Source organism: Listeria sp. LM90SB2 (assembly GCF_028867355.1).
In the GTDB taxonomy this organism is placed as follows: domain Bacteria; phylum Bacillota; class Bacilli; order Lactobacillales; family Listeriaceae; genus Listeria; species Listeria monocytogenes_B.
This window is the reverse complement of the sequence record NZ_CP046449.1, coordinates 2,353,798-2,368,260: the sequence shown is the minus strand read 5'-3', so window position 1 is coordinate 2,368,260 and position 14,463 is coordinate 2,353,798. Positions and strand designations below refer to the sequence as shown.

The window sequence follows — 14,463 nt, the reverse complement described above, 5'->3', positions numbered from 1 at the left end:
ATGGGATTAAATATACCGCCAAAACCAGAAAGTTCTTTATGGACAGATGACCAGTGGAAAGCTATCCAAGCTGAAGGGAACAATGTGCTTGTAGCTGCTGCTGCTGGTTCAGGGAAGACAGCTGTATTAGTAACCAGAATTATTGAGAAGTTAATAAATGAGTCAGCGAACTTAAATGTTGACGAGTTGCTAATCGTAACTTTTACTAATGCATCTGCTGCTGAAATGAAGTTTAGAATTGGGAAAGGCTTGGAAGAAGCTCTAGCTCAAAATCCAGATTCTACCCATTTAAAAAGGCAAGTGGCTTTACTTAACTATGCTTCTATTTCCACTCTCCACTCTTTTTGCTTAGAAATTATTAGAAAATATTATTTTGATGCAGATATTGATCCAAATTTTCGCTTAATTGAGCCAATCGAAAGTAGTATGATTCGTGATGAGGTTCTAGAAAATTTGCTTGAACAAGAATACAGTATTGAAAACAATGAGCCGTTTTTTCACTTGGTAGAGTCTTTTACTGGAGATAGGTCGGATGCAGAGCTTCACGCGTTAATATCTAAGCTATATGATTTCTCAAGAGCAAATCCAGATCCGAATATATGGTTAGAAGAAATGGTGGACTTTTATAATACAGAAGAGACTACTTCGATTACAGAATTACCTTATTTTCCAATTATTAAAGAAGATATTGAATTAAGAGTTAATCAAGCTAAAAATTATTTATTAAATGCGATAGATTATGCAAATGAAAATAATGGACCTGTACCTTATTTAGCTACGTTAGAAAATGATTTAGCTCAAATTGAAGCAATAACAGAATTGAGCTGGAATAGCTGGGGACAGCTGAAAAAGGCTATTGAAAGTATTGATTTTAAGCGTATTCCAACACTAAAAAATAAAAGTGATTACGATGAAGAATATGTAGAGGAAGCAAAGAAATTTCGAGATGCAGCAAAAAAAGAAATTAAAAATATCGCAACTGATTGGTTTTCACGAGAAGAAATAAATTATTTATCTGACTTAGAAAAAATGAAACCAGACATCAAAACCTTGAGTAGATTAGTGAAAAAATTTGCTGAAAATTTCTTTGAAGAAAAACAGCAAAGAGGAGTATTGGATTTTAATGATTTAGAACACTTAGCATTAAAGATTTTATTAAAAGACAATGAAGCATCAGAAGTTGCTAAAAACTATCAAAAACAATTTAAAGAAGTATTAATTGATGAATATCAAGATACTAATATGGTGCAAGAAACTATCCTACGACTAGTAACTAATTCAGGTGAGGAACAAGGGAATTTATTCATGGTTGGGGATGTAAAGCAGTCTATTTATCGGTTCCGTTTAGCAGAACCAACGCTATTTATGACGAAATATCAAACTTACCAACAAGATGGAAATGGAAGCGGAATACGTATTGATTTGTCGCAAAACTTTAGAAGTAGAAAAGAAGTTTTAGATGCGACTAATTTTATATTTCATCAATTGATGGATAAGCACATTGCTGAAATTGATTATGATGCAGCGGCGGAATTAACTTTAGGCGCAAGTTTTCCTGAAACGACTGATATGGCGACGGAACTACTGCTAATTGATATGAAGTCTGTGGAGAGTGAAACTGAAGATGAATTGTCACCTCAAGAATTACAAAAAAATCAAGTGGAATCACGTGCAATTGCAATGAAAATTAAAGAAATGATAGACAATAAGTTTCCTATATTTGATAAAAAAATGAAACAAAACAGACCGATTCAATATCGAGATATAGTTATTTTAGCTAGGGCGATGACAAGCGCTCCAGATATGGAAGAAGCAATGAAAGTTCAGGATATCCCTTTTTACGCGAATAACAATTCTGGTTATTTTGAAACAACAGAAGTAGCTACGATGATTGCACTGATGAAAGTGATTGACAACCCTTACCAAGATATTCCGCTCGCTGCTGTTTTACGGTCACCCATAATCGGTTTAAACGAAGAAGAGCTAGGACAAGTTCGTATGGCGAAAAAGAATGGTTATTTCTATGATGCATTGTTAACATACAAAGATACAACCGTTTCGGAAACTGCAGATAAAATGAGTGATTTTATTCAACAGTTAAATAATTGGCGTGAGTTATCTATCCGGGAAAACTTAACATCATTAATTTGGCAAATCTATCAAGAAACTAATTTTTATGAATTTGTTGGTGGATTACCGGGTGGCAAACAACGCCAGGCTAATTTACGTGCGTTATATGACCGAGCTAATCAATACGAAAAAACATCTTTTCGTGGGTTGTTTCGCTTTGTCCGTTTTGTCGAACGCTTAGAAGTTCGAGGCGATGATTTAGGAACCGCAAAAACACTTGGTGAAAAAGAAGATGTCGTTCGTATGATGACAATCCATGCAAGTAAAGGATTAGAATTTCCAGTGGTCATTGTCTCTGGGTTAAGCAGGAAATTTAATATGCGTGATATTTATAGCAAAACACTTTTAGATAAGGATTACGGTTTTGCATCTAATTATCGAGATATAGAGAAAATGATTGTTTATCCAACAATTATGCAGCAAGCAATGAAACAAAAAAAATCTCGAGAAATGATCGCGGAAGAGATGCGAGTTCTTTACGTTGCTCTTACTCGTGCAGAAGAGAAGTTAATTTTGACAGCAACGGTGCCTGATTTTGAAAAAACAAGTAAGAATTGGTTACAAGTTGCAAAAGAAAAAGAGACTATTTTACCTGCATCCACAAGAGCTAAAGCGAAATGTTATTTGGATTGGATAGGAAACGCCACAATTAGACATTCTAATTTTAAAGAATTATTGTGTGAGGAAATGATCCAAACGCTTCCGACAGATATGAAACTACAGATTGAAATAAAAACCAAGGAAATGTTTCTAACTAATGAATTGGAAAAGACAGAAACGGTTAATTGGTTGGACAATATAAAAGAACATCAACCAATACCTGTCAAAAGCCCTTATAAGGATGAAATTCAGCGATATATGAACTATGAGTACCAAAATGAAGAGGCGACAAAGATTCGTGCTAAACAGTCGGTAACAGAGCTCAAGCGGCAATTTTCTTTGCAAGATAGTTGGAGTGATACTACACTTTTAAAAGAATTTCAAAAAGTTTCATTAGACAGACCCAAATTTTTACAGCAAAATAAATTATCTGCAACAGAAATTGGCACGGCAATGCATACGCTAATGCAAGCAGTTTCTTTAGAACATCAACCGACAAAGGAAGATTTGGAACAGCTTTTACAAACAATGCGTGAAAAGGATATACTAACAGAAGCACAACTTAAAGCAATCAATATTAAACAAGTGCTAGGCTTTTTTGAATCGCAATTAGGAAAAACTATGTTGCAGAAAAAAGATTTAGTAAAACGTGAAGTGCCATTTAGTTATTTACTTCCTGTATCTGAGTTATACGAAAAAGTTGATATAGACGAACGTGTACTTATCCAAGGTGTTGTAGATAGCATGATTGAAGAAGAAGAAACAATTACTTTGATTGACTATAAAACAGATAAAATAGAGGGTAGGTATTCTAATTGGGAAGCTGCTGAAAAAATAATGAAAGAACGATATCATATTCAAATCAAACTTTATGCAAAAGCGATTCAAGCGATAAGTGGTAAAAAAGTTGATGCAGCTTATTTATATTTCTTCGATGGACAACATATATGTCAAATAAACACAAAGGAAGGTTTTTAAATGAAATGGTTGAGTTATCAGCATGAGGGCGATTTTAATTATGGCATTTTAACACCTGAAAATAAAATTATCCCTGCACAAACAATTTTTTCGAATCCACCTGCTACTCTTTTAGACTTTATCAAAGAAAAGCCGCTTGTCCCTGAACTAAAAGGAATCAAAGGGGATATTGATTTAGCTGAAGTAGAAATCCAAGTTCCTATCACCCCACCAAATAATATTATTGCAATTGGGAAAAATTATTATAATCATGTGCTAGAGATGGGGAGCAAAGAAGACGTTCCAGAACATATCCTTGTATTTACAAAAAGTGCTAATAGTTTATTGCCGCATAATGGCAAAATTGAGCTACATCAAAACCTAACTAGTCAATTAGATTATGAAGGCGAACTCGCAATAATTATAGGAGAAAAGGTAAGAGATTTATCCGAGCAAGATGCATTATCCGCCATATTTGGATTTACTATTTTAAATGATGTAACAGCTCGGGATCTTCAGAAAAAACATAAACAATTTTACCTTGGGAAAAGTCTTGATGCCAGTTGTCCAATGGGACCATATGTGCTGGAAAACAATGGAAGTAAAGAAGTTGTTTTTCATATTGAAACTAAGGTTAACGGTGAAATAAGACAGTCTGACTCTACAGATAAATGTATATTTAATTTAGCTAGGATTATTTCTGATTTATCAAAAGGGCATACATTGTTGCCTGGGGATGTGATAGCTACAGGAACTCCAAGTGGTGTGGGGAAAGGCATGACACCTCCAACTTTTCTGCAAGCTGGAGATGTTGTCGAAATTACTATTGATAAAATTGGGACACTGACTAACAAAGTAAGAAAATCTTAATAAGAAAGAGGGATGTATTATGTGGGGTTATATTCATTTGATTTCATGGGTGGCTATTGTTGTACTAACGGTTACAGCTTTACTCATTTATTCGAAATCGACAAAAAGTTTTACAATGTTGCAAATGATCAATCGAGTTTTTTATATTCTGGTTATTTTGAGTGGAATTATGATGGTCAAATACAGCATAGAGCAAAGTTGGATTCTGGCAATATTTAAAATTCTGATGGGAATCATTGTAATTGGTGTAGTGGAGATGCTACTTAGTTACAGGAAACAACAAAAACCAACAGGAATGTTTTTGATGATTTTTGTTATTGTCGTAGTGATTACCATCTCATTAGGCTTCTATTTATCAGGCGGATATCCATTATTTAATTAAAAATCAAAAAAATAATAAAAAAGACTTCTCTTTTCTCTAGAAAGTTGGTATGTTATGTTAGGGCCAAAAAAGGAGAGAAGAAAATGAGTTCAAAAATAGTATATAAAGAGTATGCTAAAAAAACCGCCATTGCAATAATAGCAGCACTTTTAAACGCAATAGGCATGAACTTCTTTTTAATACCAGCACAAGTTTATGCAGCTGGATTAAATGGGGTTGCACAACTAGGTTCAGACATGTTACGAGATTCAATGAATATTTCTATTTCAACAGGACTACTTGTTCTGTTATTAAATATTCCAGTGGCGATTTTAGGGTGGTTAAAAGTAGGAAAATCATTTACTGTTTTTAGTTTTTTAACAGTTGCTTTTATGTCCTTTTTCTTGATTGTTATCCCAGAGGTGCAAGTATCTAGTGATATTTTGCTTAATGCGATTTTTGGGGCTTTAATTGCATCTGTAGGTATTGGTCTGGCTTTGAAATTCGGTATTTCTACTGGCGGATTAGATATAGTAGCAATGTATATCACTATTAAAACAGGGCGTTCTTTTGGGAAATATTTCTTGCTTTTAAATGGAGTTATTATTATTGTTGCAGGTTTTGCATATGATTGGACATTTGCGCTGTACACGCTCATTTCTTTATATGTTCAGAGTAGAGTTATTGACATTATTCATACAAGACATCAGAAGCTGACTGTCATGATAATGACGCAACACTCTGAAACAGTAATCAAAGCAATCCATGAGAACATGGTACGAGGAATTACAGTTGTGGATGCGATGGGTGGTTATTCAAAAGAAGACGTAGCAATGCTGATTATGGTGATTACGCGTTATGAACTATATGATATTACGCACATTGTTGGCGAGTTTGACTCTAAAGCATTTATTAATGTTATGGAGACCTCAAGCGTATTCGGTGATTTTCGTTCAGAAGCAGATCAAAAATTAGCAATGGCGATGTATAAAAATAAAATGATGTAAAAAAGCTGCAAAGTAATGGCTCTTGAATCAAAAATTAGCATTCCTAACTTTTGTAAGACCTTACTTGCAGCTTTTTATTATAGGTTTAAGTTTTCTTCTAAATAGAGTGCTATACCATCATCTTGATTAGAAGCAGTTACCACGTTTGCCACATTTTTAACAGACTCGGCAGCATTTCCCATAGCAACCCCAACACCAGCGTAATCAAGCATTTGTAAATCATTCGTTTCATCGCCAAATGCAATGATATCTTTACGATCAAAGCCGAGTGTTTTAGCCGCTGCTTGCACGCCAATAGCTTTATGAATACCGAATTTAATAATTTCAACGGCTGGCCAAGCAGATGCTCCCCATGTATGGTGAGAAATAACGCCGGAAAGAGATTCATCCAAGTGTTTGCTAATTAAATCAAGTTGGTCAATTTTTCCAAAAAACAGTAAAGAAGTAGCATCTGATTTAATAGCATCACGGATGTTTCCAAAGACAATGTTTTCAGTGCCTAAGTGGAATGTTTCAGGAACGCTGTTGTTTCGTTCTTTTAAGAAGACATTATCTTGCACCTCTGCTGCGATATTATCTAATGAAAAGCCGTTTGAAAAATCGAGTAACTCATGAACAACTTGTAAATCAATGGCATGATGATAGCCCTCAGCGAAGGTAGTAAGTCTAGGATGGTGATAGACGGCACCGTTGAAATTTACAATCGGCGTTGTTAATCCGAGTTCATGGTAATAAGAGCCACTTATTCGATATGGGCGTCCCGTTGCAATCATTACTTCGTGACCGGCCATGCGGGCTTTTTCTAAAGTTTTTTTTGTATGGGAGGAGATAGTTAAATCATCTCTAAGTGTTGTTCCATCAAGATCTAGTACGATTAATTTTTTAGACATAGTTTGCTCCTTTAATTCATATGGTTGGTTCAAAGCTGCCCTTCATGCTAAAATAAGGGCACACATCAATGATAGACGTTTATCACAAATTTGTAAATGATTCCGACCTTTACAGTAGCTTAATAAACTCAATAGAAATGAGGCTTCACAATGATTCAAGTGGAAAATGAACAAATTGCGGGAATACCAGTTTTACATATTAGTAATAGTGAAAATGCTGATCAAATGTTACCAACGATTATTTTTTATCATGGATTTACTTCTCAAAAAGAATTATATTTACATTATGGTTATCTACTTGCGCAGCGTGGCTTTCGAGTAGTTTTGCCGGATGCAAAGTTGCATGGTGAGCGTCTACAAGGAGCGAATCCGGAAGATCAGGCTACATTCTTTTGGGATGTTATTGAGACAAATATTATAGAATTCCCTCTAATTACTAATGAATTAATTAAAGCTGGAAAAACGGATGCTAATCGTATTGGAGTTGGCGGAGTTTCCATGGGAGCTATTACTTCGCTTGGCCTTCTTGGGCAATATGAAAATATTAAAGTAGCGGTCAGTTTAATGGGAAGTGCTTATTACGTTGATTTTGCTAAGGAGTTATCTAAATATGCATTGGCGCAAGGGTTAACTTTCCCGTATGACGTGGATGAGCGAATTTTAACTTTACAAAAATATGATTTGACCCAAAATATCACCAAAATAAATAACCGACCATTGTTACTTTGGCATGGCAAAAAAGACGATGTGGTACCTTTTGCGTACAGCGAAAAGTTATACCAAACATTAGTAGAAGAAAGCTTGGCAGATAATGTGCAATTTATCATCGACGACAATGCGAAACACAAAGTTTCGGTCGAAGGAATGCTACAAGGTGTAAGCTTTTTCGAGAAATTCTTATAATGAAAATCATTCTCATATATGATACAATAAATGTACAAAATGGCAAAAAGGAGGCATATGCTTCATGGATGAGCAACTGAAAGAAAATTTAATGGGCGCACTAGAACAAGTTATCGATCCAGAACTTGGAATTGATATTGTGAATATTGGTCTTGTATACGATGTTGAATTAGATGATGACGGCCTTTGCACAGTATCAATGACGCTTACAACAATGGGATGTCCACTTGCTGGTATTTTGACTGAGCAAGTACAAATGGCACTTAGTGATATTCCAGAAGTGAAAGATACAAATGTAAATCTTGTTTGGAATCCACCTTGGACTAAAGATCGTATGTCACGCTATGCAAAAATAGCGCTTGGTATACGTTGAATTAAATAAAAATAAGCAGGTAGGACGTATTTTGCGTTATACCTGTTATTTTTATATGACTGAATAGAGGATTAAAACGATGAATTATGAAATGATAAGTGATTATAAAGATAATAAAATGTATCGTGATAGTTTTAATAAACTTGCGGAAAGTACATTTGACATTAATTTTGAAGAATGGTTTAGAAGCGGTTTTTGGAATGACAAGTATGTTTGTTATTCTTATATAGATAATAATGAAGTTATCTCGAACGTCTCCATTAACAAAATGAATTTAATTTATCAAGGGGAAAATTATAGTGCGTTACAAATTGGAACAGTAATGACGCATCCGAATTACCGTGGACAGGGTCTTGCTAAGAATTTATTAAATCATGTGATAGCTAAGTATGAAGACCAGTATGATTTTCTTTATTTATTTGCAAATGATACTGTATTGGATTTTTACCCGAAATTTGGGTTTGAACGTATAGAGGAAAGTAGCTTTACTGTAGATGCTTGCAATTTGAAAAAAAAGCTAGTAAATTAAAAAAGCTGAATCCCGATAATAAAACGGATTTTCAGCTAATTAGTCGTATTGTATCCAAAAGAGCATCACTTTCTAACATATTAGATGTCAAAGAAAGTGAAGATTTACTGATGTTTTATGTATTAATTGCGTTAAAAAACGAGCTTTATTATTTGGAAGAATTAGATGTAATTGTTCTGATGGAACAGGAAGGTACTGATCTATATGTACTGGATATTCTTAGTACAAAAAAACTAGATGTGGTGGAAGTTCTAAGTTATCTTTCTACCAAAAAAATCGAAACAATCCATCTTCTTTTTACGCCAGAAAAAAGCAAATACATTGATGCGGCTTATATCATTGAAACGGAAGATATGTTGTTTGTGCGTCCAAATGTGCTTACAAGTGAAAATTACTTCTTATTTCCAGCGACCTCTCACGCTTGATTTTCAAGTTTAGTAAGTCGTTCTTCGATACGTTGTTGATGTTTGTATTGTTTAATGATTCTTTTGGCAAGTTGCAATTCCGCTTGTGCCGTCATTAAGTGATCCTGCCCATGAATAAGTAAAAAGGAAGGATGAGCTACCGTTTCTGAGTCGCGAATGGATACTAATTTTGTTTGCCAAATATGACCTTCTTGGAATTGATCCTGTGCGATTTGCAGATGTTTATCGGCTTCATCAAATTGATACTTTTCCGCAAAATCAATTGCTTTGTATGCTTCTTTTCGTGTGTTTCCGCCATGCAAAATGAGTTTTACAACAGCTTCTTCTACTTGAATTTCCATTTTTCCACCCCAACAGTTGATAGTTTTCTTTCATTGTAGCAAATGCCTGAACGGTATGACAATAAATTAGCAATAAATCAGCCTATGGAACGATGTGTTTCATGGAGCTTAGCGTATAATAGGCAATAGAAAAGGTGTGGAGGGATTCAAATGGAAGAACGTTTATACGAACTTGAAGATAAAGTACAAGACCTTGAGCTTGAAGTGCATGATTTGCGTGATAGAATTCAACTGCTCGAAGACAAACCAGCTGCTCGCTCTAGCTTACTTGGTCATAATGTATGGGTCTTAATTCCATTAGTCGCTATTATTTCTTGGATGGTTGTAGAAATTTTTAGTTGAAGGGGACCTTTAATGGTTTCCTTTTTATTTGTAATATAGTAATTTTTATACAGAAAATAACAATAAAAGTAAGCCAGTTCTCATCTTTCTTATCTTTGTCACAAAAAATCTATATTTATTTACTTGCTTTTTTCAAGAACAATAGTAAAATAAGTTATAGGATAGAGTTTTACCTCGATGAAAGTTTCATTTTTATTAATGTGATTTTCATGGGGATAAGACCCTATCATGGTTATAATGACTTTTGGTGTATCCATCTTCCAATAGAATGGCAACTAGTCAGACATCTGTTTAGACACCAAAATCATTATTTGTTTTCATTCATCTCATTGGCCGTGTAGTTCATGTCTATGCCTCATCCCGTTATGCATAGACGCCCGAACATGATGGCAACGCTGGAAATGTTTATTTCGAGCGTCTTTTTTTGTCTTCTTTTATAGGCGGAATAATTTAATAACAATCTAGTTATTGTTATACTGTAGAAGAGGATAGGAGGAGATTTATATGACTTTAAAAGGTAAAAAAGTTATTGCACTTGTCAGTGAAGACTTTGAGGATTTAGAGCTTTGGTATCCAGTGCTTAGATTGCGCGAGGCAGGAGCTTCGGTGCATCTAGTGGCTGAGGAAGCAAAGAAAGTTTATCACGGTAAGTACGGAGTTCCTGTTACTTCTGACTATGATTTTGATTCTGTTCGCGCAGAAGATTATGATGGGATTTTAGTTCCAGGTGGCTGGTCCCCAGACAAATTACGCCGTTTTGATAGCGTACTAAATTTGGTTCGTGCATTTGATAAGGCGAAAAAACCAATTGGACAAATTTGCCATGCTGGATGGGTACTTGTTTCGGCTGGTATTTTAGAAGGCGTGAATGTAACAAGTACACCGGGAATTAAAGATGATATGACGAATGCGGGAGCTATTTGGCATAACGAGCCTGTTGTAACAGACGGCCATATTATTTCGAGTCGTCGCCCACCAGACCTTCCAGAATATTTACCAGCATTTATTTCCGCTTTAGAAGATTAAAAAAAGAAGCATTTCCATATTTTGGGAATGCTTCTTTTTAGTTTAAAAGTAAAAAGTTACGATAAAGCCGATAAAACTAGGAATTGCTGCAACTAAAAGCAGGATACTCCAGCGTAATTGGCTTTTTCGACTTGGGTTTCCACTACGGCCACCAAAGGATACGAATGCGGATAGAATAATGGATGCAAAGACAATGATAGTCGTTACAATGGAATATAAAGTGGATACAGTGTAGTCAGGCATCAAAAAGCTTGCTAGAAAAACAACAACAGCAAGTGCGACACCAGCGAGCAGTGATTTTAAAAACACGACAAGTTCAACTCATTTCTAATTAGTTTCTCTCTTCTTTATAGCAAACGAGCGGGTTTTTGTCCAATAAAAAAGCGCCTAGCTGAGTTCAGTAGACGCTTTTATTCATTGATTAATGTGGTAAAAATGCTACGAGAATGAAGAATAATACGGCGATAACGATTAGGAACCAGTTAAGTTCACGCCATTTACCAGTGAATACTTTTAATACTGGGTAAGAAATAAATCCGAATGCTAAGCCGATTGCGATGCTTGAAGTAAGTGGCATAGCTAGAATAACTAAGAAAGCAGGGAATGCTTCATCTAATGTATCCCAGTCGATTTCTTTAACAGCACCAATCATCATACTACCAACAACTATAAGTGCTGGTGCAGTAATAGCAGAAATTCCAGAGACAGCACCAACAAGTGGAGCGAAGAATGCTGATACCATGAACAGGATAGCAACTGTAAGTGTAGTAAGACCAGTACGTCCACCAGTTGCAACCCCAGCAGAAGATTCAATGTAAGCACTTGTTGGCGTTGTACCAAACATCGAACCAACACTTGTTGCAACCGCATCAGCCATTAAGGCTTGTTTCGCATTTGGTAATGACTCACCTTTCATTAGGCCAGCTTTTTTTGCAACACCGATCATTGTTCCGGTTGTATCAAAAATCGTTATAAGTAAGAAGGACAGGACGACAGCATAGAGCCCGTAACTCATCACATCACCAAAAGCGTGAATAGGATTAGTGAAGACGAATTCTGGCATTGGCGGAAGTTTAACGATACCTTCTGTAAATTTCAGTTCACCAGTGATAAAAGCAATGATACCAGTGGCAATCATCCCAATAAATAAAGCGCCTTTTACGTTTAAAGCAAGCAAGATTAAAGTGATTAAAAGACCAACAATAGCTAAAATAGCTTCTTTGGAATGTAAGTCACCTAAACCTACTAAGTTAGAATCGTTAGAAACAATAATGCCTGTCATACGGAAGCCAAGGAAAGCGATAAATAAACCAATACCAGCAGTAATCCCAGCTTTTAAATTATGTGGAATAGCTTCAATGATTTTTTCACGAAGCGGTGTTAAAGATAATAATAAGAAAATAATACCTGCTACAAAGACCGCAGCGAATGCGACCGAATAATCTAGTTTTTGAGTTGTAACTACTGTGACGAAGTAAGCGTTCATACCAAGTCCTGGCGCAATCGCGATTGGATAGTTAGCGAAAATCGCCATCCATAATGTACCGATTACTGCTGAAATGATTGTTGCCATGAATACAGTGTTGAATGGAACACCTGCTGCGGAAAGAATTGCGGGGTTAACTACTACGATATATACCATCGTTAGGAATGTAGTAAAACCAGAGATAACTTCCGTTTTAACATCTGTACCGTTTGCCTTTAATTGAAACATGCGTGTGTTTCACTCCTTTTTTAAAATCATGCTTAATGGTAAATAACGAACATTAAAAACCACAAATACAATATTATTCGTTTTTTACTAAAAAAGCAACCCTTTTTCGAAGATTTCTTAAATAGTTTATCTATGTTACAATGAAAATATCACTTATACTAGGAGGATGCATGTGAAGGCAGTTGTTTTTGATTTTGATGGAACTATGCTTGATACGGAAAATTTATGGTATACAGAGACAATGAACTATTTGAAAGAGACGTACGATATTGATTTACCAGATGAAATTTATCAACAAATTATCGGTACAAGTGAAGAACCAATTATTCGCTATATGATGGAAGCAACGAACGGGGCTTTTGATAAAGAAGCTTTTTTAACTACTGTGGCGGAAGCTTGTCATCTTGGTCAACAATCACTTGGCTTTCGTGATGGTTTTAAAGAATTTTTTGAACAAGTAAAAGCGAATGATTTTAAAATAGGCCTTGCAACGAGTTCGGGATTTGACTGGATTGGGCCTACGCTGGATCGTCTGGGCATTTTAGCTGATTTTGAGACGATACAAACGGCAGACCATGTGGATGAAATTAAGCCACATCCGGCACTTTACTTACAAGCAGTAGAAGCGCTTGGGGTTAAACCAGAAGAAGCAATTGCTATAGAAGATTCCAAAAATGGTGCGCTATCAGCAATGCAGGCTGGGTTAAAGGTGTATATCGTACCGAATGAAGCTACAAAAAACATCACTTTTCCAAAAGAGGCGACGGTTGTTTCTTCTTTTGCAGAAATCAATTTAAAATAGAAAAAAGAGCAAACTTGCCTATGAAGCGAGTTTGCTCTTTTTGTTAAAAGGTTAATTTGGCTAGACGGTTAAATGCTTCTTCTAGCACGCTAATGTCTTGGGTTGCAGCTAGGCGAACATAATTATCACCAGATTCACCAAAAGCTAGCCCAGGAATGACGAGGACTTGTGTTTCTTTTAAGACATATTCTGTAAATGAAACGGAATCCATATTTGTTTTAGAAATATTAATAAAGGCGTAAATCGAACCTTTAAGTGGATGTAAAGAAAGATATGGGATTTCTTCCACCCGTTTTGCGATGTATTCTAGGCGTTTTTGGAAAGTTTCTGTTACTAAAGGAATTAGTGTCTCAGAATGATTTAATGCGTAAATAGCAGCTCTTTGGGACGGTGTAGGAGCTGAATAAGTAATTCCTTCATTAATAATCTTTGCAGCTTCGTTTAAATAAGTAGGAGCAATCATATATCCTAAGCGCCAACCGGTCATTGCGAAGTTTTTAGACATACTACCAAATGTAATCGTGTGATCTGGCGCGAATTTGGCCATTGGTACGAAGTCTTCATAAAAACTAAAACCATCATATACTTCATCCGACAAAATAAAAAAGTCATATTTTTTCGCTAGATTAGCAATTTTTTCAAAGGTTTCCGGTGAAAAAACAGCACCGGTGGGATTATTAGGTGAATTTAAAATTAAAGCTTTCGTTTTATCAGTAATGGCAGCTTCTAAAATATCGACATTAATCGCAAAATCGTCTTTCTCATAGGTTGGAATAATGATAGGAGTACCACCGGAATTTAACACTTGATCTTTATACGGGGAGAAGTAGGGTTCGTGAATAATGACTTCATCGCCGTCGTCGAGAATGGTTTGCAAGGTTAGGTACATACCATGAAGCGCGCCAACTGTAGCGCGGATTTGGCTGCGTTCAAAAGACAAATCATAATTACGGCTAAAATAACCACGAATAGCATCGATGAGTTCTACATCTCCACCAGATTCTGTGTATTTTGTATGGCCTGCCCGTACGTCTTCAAAAGCGGCATTAATAATCGATTCATCCGTAATTAAATCAGGATCACCAATGGATAAATCGAGAATATCAGGCATTGTTTTGGCAAGTGTGCCAATATCAGCAAGAATGTTCACAGGCATTTGTTGATGTTTTTTAGCAATTTTTGAGTTATTCATC

General features: G+C 35.7%; 15 protein-coding genes and 1 pseudogene. 11 read left to right on the top strand and 5 right to left on the bottom strand.

Going from position 1 to position 14,463, the window contains the following annotated elements:
- The 4 genes from addA (at position 1) to GL301_RS11630 (ending at position 5,925) form a co-directional block, all read left to right on the top strand.
- Positions 1-3,708 (top strand): helicase-exonuclease AddAB subunit AddA, encoded by a 3,708-nt coding sequence (gene addA / locus GL301_RS11645; RefSeq protein WP_012681418.1) that lies wholly within the window; start codon positions 1-3, stop codon positions 3,706-3,708.
- Positions 3,709-4,557, top strand: a complete 849-nt coding sequence (locus GL301_RS11640) for a fumarylacetoacetate hydrolase family protein (RefSeq protein ID WP_003726824.1) — start codon at positions 3,709-3,711, stop codon at positions 4,555-4,557.
- Between the two features lie 19 nt (positions 4,558-4,576).
- On the top strand, positions 4,577-4,939 hold the full coding sequence (locus GL301_RS11635; RefSeq protein ID WP_003726823.1) for a YisL family protein: 363 nt from the start codon (positions 4,577-4,579) through the stop codon (positions 4,937-4,939).
- An 83-nt stretch (positions 4,940-5,022) separates the two neighbouring features.
- Positions 5,023-5,925 (top strand): YitT family protein, encoded by a 903-nt coding sequence (locus GL301_RS11630; RefSeq protein WP_003726822.1) that lies wholly within the window; start codon positions 5,023-5,025, stop codon positions 5,923-5,925.
- 77 nt (positions 5,926-6,002) lie between these two features.
- Here the strand turns inward: GL301_RS11630 and GL301_RS11625 are convergent, their stop codons facing one another.
- Positions 6,003-6,848, bottom strand: a complete 846-nt coding sequence (locus GL301_RS11625) for a Cof-type HAD-IIB family hydrolase (RefSeq protein WP_003744514.1) — start codon at positions 6,846-6,848, stop codon at positions 6,003-6,005.
- A 117-nt stretch (positions 6,849-6,965) separates the two neighbouring features.
- Here GL301_RS11625 and yjfP point away from each other — a divergent pair, with 117 nt between their 5' ends.
- The 3 genes and pseudogenes from yjfP to GL301_RS11610 all read left to right on the top strand — a co-directional run bounded on the left by yjfP (position 6,966) and on the right by GL301_RS11610 (position 9,045).
- Positions 6,966-7,718, top strand: a complete 753-nt coding sequence (gene yjfP / locus GL301_RS11620) for an esterase (RefSeq protein ID WP_003727814.1) — start codon at positions 6,966-6,968, stop codon at positions 7,716-7,718.
- Between the two features lie 64 nt (positions 7,719-7,782).
- Positions 7,783-8,091: a metal-sulfur cluster assembly factor gene (locus GL301_RS11615; protein ID WP_003720638.1), complete on the top strand. Its 309-nt coding sequence runs from the start codon at positions 7,783-7,785 to the stop codon at positions 8,089-8,091.
- A 79-nt stretch (positions 8,092-8,170) separates the two neighbouring features.
- Positions 8,171-9,045: pseudogene (locus GL301_RS11610) on the top strand (GNAT family N-acetyltransferase).
- On the opposite strand, the gene GL301_RS11605 reads toward GL301_RS11610, so the two are convergent.
- Complete coding sequence (locus GL301_RS11605; protein ID WP_003726808.1) at positions 9,036-9,386, bottom strand: PTS sugar transporter subunit IIA; 351 nt, start codon at positions 9,384-9,386, stop codon at positions 9,036-9,038. The pseudogene GL301_RS11610 and the gene GL301_RS11605 sit on opposite strands and share 10 nt — an antisense overlap.
- A 150-nt stretch (positions 9,387-9,536) precedes the next feature.
- On the opposite strand from GL301_RS11605, the gene GL301_RS11600 reads away from it, so the two are divergent.
- The 3 genes from GL301_RS11600 (at position 9,537) to GL301_RS11590 (ending at position 10,754) form a co-directional block, all read left to right on the top strand.
- Positions 9,537-9,728, top strand: a complete 192-nt coding sequence (locus tag GL301_RS11600; RefSeq protein ID WP_003726807.1) for a hypothetical protein — start codon at positions 9,537-9,539, stop codon at positions 9,726-9,728.
- Positions 9,725-10,069: a hypothetical protein gene (locus GL301_RS11595; RefSeq protein ID WP_003727816.1), complete on the top strand. Its 345-nt coding sequence runs from the start codon at positions 9,725-9,727 to the stop codon at positions 10,067-10,069. Before GL301_RS11600 ends, GL301_RS11595 begins: the two co-directional genes overlap by 4 nt.
- A gap of 163 nt (positions 10,070-10,232) precedes the next feature.
- On the top strand, positions 10,233-10,754 hold the full coding sequence (locus tag GL301_RS11590) for a type 1 glutamine amidotransferase domain-containing protein (protein ID WP_003723656.1): 522 nt from the start codon (positions 10,233-10,235) through the stop codon (positions 10,752-10,754).
- A gap of 42 nt (positions 10,755-10,796) precedes the next feature.
- On the opposite strand, the gene GL301_RS11585 is transcribed toward GL301_RS11590, so the two are convergent.
- The gene (locus tag GL301_RS11585; protein ID WP_003723655.1) at positions 10,797-11,063 is read right to left on the bottom strand and encodes a hypothetical protein; all 267 of its coding nucleotides are present in this window, start codon (positions 11,061-11,063) and stop codon (positions 10,797-10,799) included.
- A 112-nt stretch (positions 11,064-11,175) separates the two neighbouring features.
- Positions 11,176-12,468, bottom strand: a complete 1,293-nt coding sequence (locus tag GL301_RS11580) for an NCS2 family permease (protein ID WP_003726806.1) — start codon at positions 12,466-12,468, stop codon at positions 11,176-11,178.
- A 172-nt stretch (positions 12,469-12,640) separates the two neighbouring features.
- Here GL301_RS11580 and GL301_RS11575 point away from each other — a divergent pair, with 172 nt between their 5' ends.
- The gene (locus GL301_RS11575) at positions 12,641-13,270 is read left to right on the top strand and encodes an HAD family hydrolase (protein WP_003730859.1); all 630 of its coding nucleotides are present in this window, start codon (positions 12,641-12,643) and stop codon (positions 13,268-13,270) included.
- Between the two features lie 43 nt (positions 13,271-13,313).
- Here GL301_RS11575 and GL301_RS11570 read toward each other — a convergent pair whose 3' ends face one another.
- Positions 13,314-14,462 (bottom strand): pyridoxal phosphate-dependent aminotransferase, encoded by a 1,149-nt coding sequence (locus tag GL301_RS11570; RefSeq protein WP_003727818.1) that lies wholly within the window; start codon positions 14,460-14,462, stop codon positions 13,314-13,316.
- Position 14,463: the final 1 nt, after the last annotated feature.